Source organism: Pseudomonas sp. CFII64 (assembly GCF_000416235.1).
Classification (GTDB): domain Bacteria; phylum Pseudomonadota; class Gammaproteobacteria; order Pseudomonadales; family Pseudomonadaceae; genus Aquipseudomonas.
Map to the genome: position 1 here is coordinate 99,743 of NZ_ATLO01000054.1, position 6,236 is coordinate 105,978.

The window sequence follows — 6,236 nt, forward strand, 5'->3', positions numbered from 1 at the left end:
GCCCCTGATGCCGACTATATCCAGCCGGTTGCAGCACTAGATCCCTCTAAAGTGTGATTTGCAGCATCAAACCCTCTGGCACGCGTATTTCCCGGCGATCGCTGTGGCGAGACCGGTGCGCAGAGTGGCGTGAAATCGGTTTTTGACAGGGCAGGCGCTTGTCAGGGGGCTATCGGCGGGACCTGCCGCACTCGGGGAGCGCGGCAGGTTGGGTATCAGAGCGTCGAGAGAAAGGTACTGTTACTGTTCTGCCATTCGACGATGTCTACGCGCATGCGCTTCTTGTCGAGTTTGCCGACGCTGGTCTTGGGAATTTCAGTAACAAGCGCGATCTGATGCGGAATCGCCCACTTATTGATGTGCCCCAGTTCCACGAATGGTTTGAGGTGTTCCTTCAAATCCCGTGCGTCGATGCTGTGCCCATCGCGAATCACCAGCAGCGCGAAAGGCCGCTCGCCCCACTGCGGATCGGCGATGCCCACCACGGCCACTTCGCGCACCGCCGGATGGCGACTGCACAGGTCTTCGAGGTCCAGCGACGAGATCCATTCGCCACCGGTCTTGATGACGTCCTTGATGCGATCACGAATATCGATGACGCCCATGCTGTCCAGCGTGGCCACGTCACCGGTATGCATCCAGCCACCCGCCCAGAGCTCGGCGCCTTTCTGCGGCTCACGGTAATACCCTTCGCTCAACCAGGGCGCGCGCAACACCAGTTCGCCCTGGGACTCGCCATCGGCGGGCAGGAAGTTGCCGTCTTCATCGATAATCGCCGCGTCCACCAGAATCCCCGGCACCCCGGCCTTGATCCGATAAGTAATGCGCTCGTCTTCGGTGCCAGCGCGCAGCTCGTCATTCAAGTGAGCAACGGAAATCAGCGGCCCGGTTTCCGACATGCCATAAGCGGCGGTCAACTGAATGCCACGGGCCTTGGCGGCCTCAAAGAGCGTGCGATTGAGCGAACTGCCGCCAATGATGATTTTCCAACCGGCAAAATCCAGCTCTTGAGCGGACTTGCAGTTGAGCAGCATTTGCAGGATGGTCGGCACGCAATGGGAGAACGTTACCTTTTCCTTACGCCACAACTCGACGAGCATTTCAGGATCGTAACGCCCCGGATAGACCTGTTTGATGCCAAGCATGGTGGCCGCATACGGCATGCCCCACGCATGCACGTGGAACATCGGCGTGATCGGCATGTACACGTCATCGGTGCCCAGCAACCGTTCAGCGCTGCCGACAATGGTTGCTACGCCCATGGTGTGCAGGACCAGTTGCCGATGGCTGAAATACACGCCCTTCGGGTTACCCGTCGTACCCGTGGTGTAGAAGGTGGTGGCGATGGAGTTTTCGTCGAAATCTTCGAATTCGTACTGGTTGCTCGCTTGCGCCAGCAAAGTTTCGTACTCGCCGACCAGATCAGGCAAATCAGCGGTCTTTTCCGGCAGATCGGTGAGCAGCAAGGTTTTCTCGACCGTGGTCAGGTGCCCGGCAATCCCCTTATACAGGCCGACAAATTCACTGTTGACCAGCACGAACTTATCTTCGGCGTGGTTCATGGTGTAGACGATTTGCTCGGGTGACAGGCGTACGTTGACCGTGTGAATCACTGCACCGATCATTGGAATGGCAAACATGCACTCCAGGTAACGATGGCTGTCCCAATCCATCACCGCAACGGTATCGCCAGCCTTGACGCCTGCGGCAGTCAGGACATTGGCCAGACGACAGATCCGCTCGGAAAGCTCGGGATAGGTATAGCGAACAGTATCGCGGTAGACGATTTCACGCGTTTTTTCATAGCGACTGCCGGACATCAATAGCCGCTTGATCAACAGGGGGTACTGATAGGCGCCATCGGCCGGTGGAATAACGCGGGTCTGCAGCATGGGAGTTCCTTTTCGAGTGCAAAGTCGAGGCTTGAAAATATGCACTCTAGAGGCCCGGCCCGCCAGCCAAATCAGCCGAAGGGATGATTTGCTGGATGAGCGTCAGGGGAGGCGAATTGCCAGCCTTCGCTCAAAGCCATGGAGGATTTCACCCTGAAGCTGACACCGCGCCATACCGCAGATCCGTAGGACCGGCTTCAGCCGGGAGGGCGACAGTGCTAACGACGTAGCTGCTGCGCATGGAATGGCCTCCTCCCGGCTAAAGCCAGTCCTACGGAACGCATTCCAGGTTATGTGGGGTTTGACGAGACCAAAGCTGGCTTTATCAGCGAATCTCGGTAAACGCCAGCTTCAAGCCCAATGCCACCAGCACCGCCCCCATGGCCCGATCAAACCAATGGCCCATACGCGCAAAGCCTGCACGCACACGCTCTTGACTGAACAGGCGCGCCACCATGCAGAACCACAGGCCGGTCGCCACAGCCAGGTAAACGCCGTAACCCGCCTGCACCCACAATGGCGTGTGCGGATTGATCACCACGGTGAACAGCGACAGAAAAAACAGCGTCGCCTTGGGGTTCAGGCCGTTGGTGACAAAGCCGCTGGTAAAGGCGCCGCGTGCGGTGCGCTCGCCCTCGGCAACCTTGACGGGTGCATCGCTGGCATTGGCCGGTTTGGCGCGCAAGGCCTTGAAGCCGATGTACAGCAGATACGCAGCAGCTGCCCATTTAAGCGCGTTGAACAACACGATGGACTGGGAAACGATCAGGCCGATCCCCAGCAGCGAATAGCCCACATGCACAAAAATCGCGGTGCCCACGCCCATGGCTGTGTAGGTCCCGGCTTTGCGGCCATGGGTCACGCTTTCACGCACCACCACGGCGAAATCCGGGCCTGGACTGGCGACGGCAAGCAGGTGAATCAAGGCAACGGTCAGAAATTCTGCCCAATACATGCGTTTCTCCAAAAATGTAAGCAAGCGTTTCGCTCTGTTAGGCTGACCACATTAAGCCTTCGAAACTTCCAATAACAGGTACAGCTGATGAGCAATCACGGTAAGGCAGTTTTCCTCGACCACACGTCCCTGGATCTGGGCGATCTGGACTTGGGTACGTTGCGCGAATGTTTCGCCGATCTGGTGCTGCATGCCAGCACCACACCCGATCAGGTGATTGAGCGTCTGCAAGGCGCCAGCGTGGCGATCAGTAACAAGATCATGATTGATGCCGCCACATTCGCCGCATGTCCCGACTTGAAGCTGGTGCTGGTGACGGCGACCGGCACCAACAACGTCGACCTGGAGGCCGCCCGCCAGCACGGTGTCACCGTATGCAATTGTCAGGGTTACGGCACGCCGTCGGTGGCGCAGCACACGCTGATGCTGTTGCTCGCCCTCGCCACCCGGCTGCCGGACTACCAGAGCGCGGTGCAACACGGCCAATGGCAGAAGTCGAAACAGTTTTGCCTGCTGGACTTCCCGATTTTCGAACTGGAAGGCAAAACTCTGGGTTTGTTGGGGCATGGCGAACTCGGCGGCGCGGTGGCGAAGCTGGCTGAAGCCTTTGGCATGCGCGTCTTGCTCGGGCAGATCCCCGGCCGCCCGGCCCGCGCTGATCGCTTGCCGCTTGCGCAACTGCTGCCGCAGATTGACGCCTTGACCTTGCACTGCCCGCTCAACGAGCACACCCGCGACATGATCGGCGCCCATGAACTGAGCCTGCTCAAGCCCCATGCATACGTGATCAACACGGCTCGAGGCGGGCTGATCAATGAACAGGCGCTGGCGGATGCGCTACGTAATGGCCACTTGGGCGGCGCGGCATCGGATGTGTTGACCGTGGAGCCGCCGGTCGCTGGCAACCCGCTCTTGGCTGGCGATATTCCGCGCCTGATCATTACCCCGCACAGTGCCTGGGGCGCTCGTGAGGCGCGGCAACGGATTGTTACCCAGGTGACGGAAAATGCGCTGGGGTTCTTTGCCGGTAATCCGGTGCGGGTGGTGAGCTGATAGCGGGAGATCCCGTGCAGACTGTGTGGGACCGGATATATCCGGAAAAGCGGTGTCAGGGTCAGGGAAATCTCCGCCGCCTGGACTGGCCATTCGCGAATGAATTCGCTCCTACGGGGGACGGCGCGTAGTTGACTGCGAAGCTCTGCTAGACTGCGCCCCTTTTCAAGGAGCCCTTCAATGGACCCGCGCAGTGAAGTGTTACTCCGTCAGGCCGAGCTGTTTCAGGGTTCGCTGCTGCTGGCTGGCTTGCCGGCAGATGATTTGCTTGGCCGTTTGCCAAAAGCACGCGGCTGGTGCTGGCATGCGGGCGATCAAGCCGCGCTGGATGCCCGTTTCGAAGGCCGCACGCACTTTGGCGTCGACGCGCCGCAGGAACCCTTCGACGCTGCCGTGGTGTTTCTGCCCAAGTCCCGCGACCTGACCGATTACATCCTTAATGCCCTGGCTTCGCGACTGGCCGGCCGCGAGTTGTTCCTGGTCGGCGAGAAGCGCAGCGGTATTGAAGCGGCAGCCCGCCAGTTGAGCCCGTTCGGTCGCGCCCGCAAGCTGGACAGCGCGCGGCACTGCCAACTGTGGCAGGTCACTGTCGAAACCGCCCCGCAAGCAGTAACCCTGGAAAGCCTCGCCCAGCATTACGAAGTGGAAATGGAAGATGGTCCACTGAAAGTCGTCAGCCTGCCGGGCGTCTTCAGCCACGGTCGTCTGGATCGCGGCTCGGCGCTGCTGTTGCAAAACATCGACAAGCTGCCCAGCGGCAATCTGCTGGATTTCGGCTGTGGTGCCGGTGTACTCGGCGCTGCGGTAAAACGTCGCTACCCGCACAACAACGTCATCATGCTCGACGTGGACGCTTTCGCCACCGCCAGCAGCCGTCTGACTCTCGCCGCCAATGGCCTGGAAGCCGAGGTATTGACCGGCGACGGGATCGACGCCGCGCCCATGGGTTTGAGCACGATTCTGAGCAATCCACCGTTCCATGTCGGGGTGCATACCGATTATCAGGCAACGGAAAACTTGCTGCGAAAAGCACGCCAACATCTGAAATCAGGTGGCGAACTACGCTTGGTTGCGAATGCCTTCCTCAAGTATCAACCGCTGATCGAAGAGCACCTGGGCGTGTGCGCGATCAAGGCTCAGGGCAATGGTTTCCGGATTTACCGCGCCAAGCGCGCCTGAAAATAAGCGCTTGCCGAATGCCGCTTGCGTAGGCAGAATCCGCTCCGTCCTAGGGGAGTAGTCTCCCACGAGCATCATGCTCGTCCGGTACGCATCAACATACTTGGTCCTCAGACCATGGTGCGTACGACCCCGAATCCGCTCAGACGGATCGGTGGTTTGACCAGACCTATGACACGAACACCTTACCCGGGGCGGGGAGGTTGTACGTGTCATAGCCGTGTCGACCCGCCCCTTAGGAAAACCCTGATGCTGGAATCCCTGTTGGTCCCCACCGCTGTAGTCGCACTTGCCGAAATCGGTGACAAGACCCAACTGCTCGCCCTCATTCTCGCCGCGCGCTTTCGCAAGCCCTGGCCGATCATCGCCGGCATTGTCGCGGCCACCCTGGCCAACCACGCTGCGGCGGGTGCGGTCGGCGCCTGGTTTGGCAGTTTCTTCTCCGACGCCACGCTGCACTGGATTCTCGCCGCGAGCTTCACCGCCACCGCGTTGTGGACGCTGGTCCCGGACAAGCTGGACGATGACGAAGCCAGCAATGGCCGCAAATTCGGGCCATTCCTGACCACGCTGATTGCGTTCTTCATCGCGGAAATCGGCGACAAGACGCAAATCGCCACGGTGATGCTGGCCGCGCAATATTCCTACCTTTGGCTGGTGATTATCGGCACGACGCTGGGCATGTTGATCGCCAACGTACCGGTAGTGCTGGCGGGCAATTTCGCCGCCGACAAACTGCCGCTGACCTTGATCCGGCGCCTGGCGGCCTGCGCCTTCTTCGTGCTGGCACTGGTCGCGGTGTACAAGGCGATGCAGGTCAGTGGCTGGGTATGATCAACCTTGATCTTTCGGTAAAGAATGGACCTGTCGGACCGGCTTTAGCCGGGAGGGTGAGTGTTCAGACAACAGACCCGCTGCGAATGGGCCGGCCTCCTCCCGGCTAAAGCCGGTCCTATGTATGGAGTCGTCAACGACCCGCAACATCCCATGCACCGCATGCTCTGGCCGGATGCCGCGCAGCAGGATCTCGACGCGCCGTATCAAGCGCCCACCCATCCGGATATCAATCAGGGCGATGGCACTTTTCGGGCGACGGAACTGGCCCACACCGAACAGGACAGTCTGGCTCCCGCCGGCGCGTACACGACGATCGATGC

Annotated in this window: 6 protein-coding genes and 1 riboswitch; of the genes, 4 read left to right on the forward strand and 2 right to left on the reverse strand. The window is 59.9% G+C overall.

Features of this window, described 5'->3' with window-relative positions; genetic code table 11:
• Positions 1–215 precede the first annotated feature (215 nt).
• On the reverse strand, positions 216–1,892 hold the full coding sequence (locus CFII64_RS28960) for a fatty acid--CoA ligase (RefSeq protein WP_020294458.1): 1,677 nt from the start codon (positions 1,890–1,892) through the stop codon (positions 216–218).
• Between the two features lie 325 nt (positions 1,893–2,217).
• A complete protein-coding gene (locus CFII64_RS28965; RefSeq protein ID WP_020294459.1) occupies positions 2,218–2,847 on the reverse strand; it encodes a LysE family transporter in 630 nt (209 codons plus the stop codon).
• An 87-nt stretch (positions 2,848–2,934) separates the two neighbouring features.
• On the opposite strand from CFII64_RS28965, the gene CFII64_RS28970 reads away from it, so the two are divergent.
• The 4 genes from CFII64_RS28970 to CFII64_RS29990 form a co-directional block, all read left to right on the forward strand.
• Entirely contained in the window at positions 2,935–3,900 is a 966-nt protein-coding gene (locus CFII64_RS28970; RefSeq protein ID WP_020294460.1) for a 2-hydroxyacid dehydrogenase, read from the forward strand.
• Positions 3,901–4,080: 180 nt separating this feature from the next.
• Positions 4,081–5,079 carry a class I SAM-dependent methyltransferase gene (locus CFII64_RS28975; RefSeq protein WP_020294461.1) on the forward strand — a complete coding sequence of 333 codons (999 nt, stop codon included), beginning with the start codon at positions 4,081–4,083 and terminating at the stop codon, positions 5,077–5,079.
• A 40-nt stretch (positions 5,080–5,119) separates the two neighbouring features.
• Positions 5,120–5,307: riboswitch (yybP-ykoY riboswitch) on the forward strand.
• Between the two features lie 21 nt (positions 5,308–5,328).
• Entirely contained in the window at positions 5,329–5,913 is a 585-nt protein-coding gene (locus CFII64_RS28980) for a TMEM165/GDT1 family protein (RefSeq protein ID WP_020294462.1), read from the forward strand.
• 120 nt (positions 5,914–6,033) lie between these two features.
• Positions 6,034–6,236 (forward strand): hypothetical protein (locus CFII64_RS29990; RefSeq protein ID WP_020294463.1); only part of this gene is annotated, 203 nt, incomplete at its 3' end.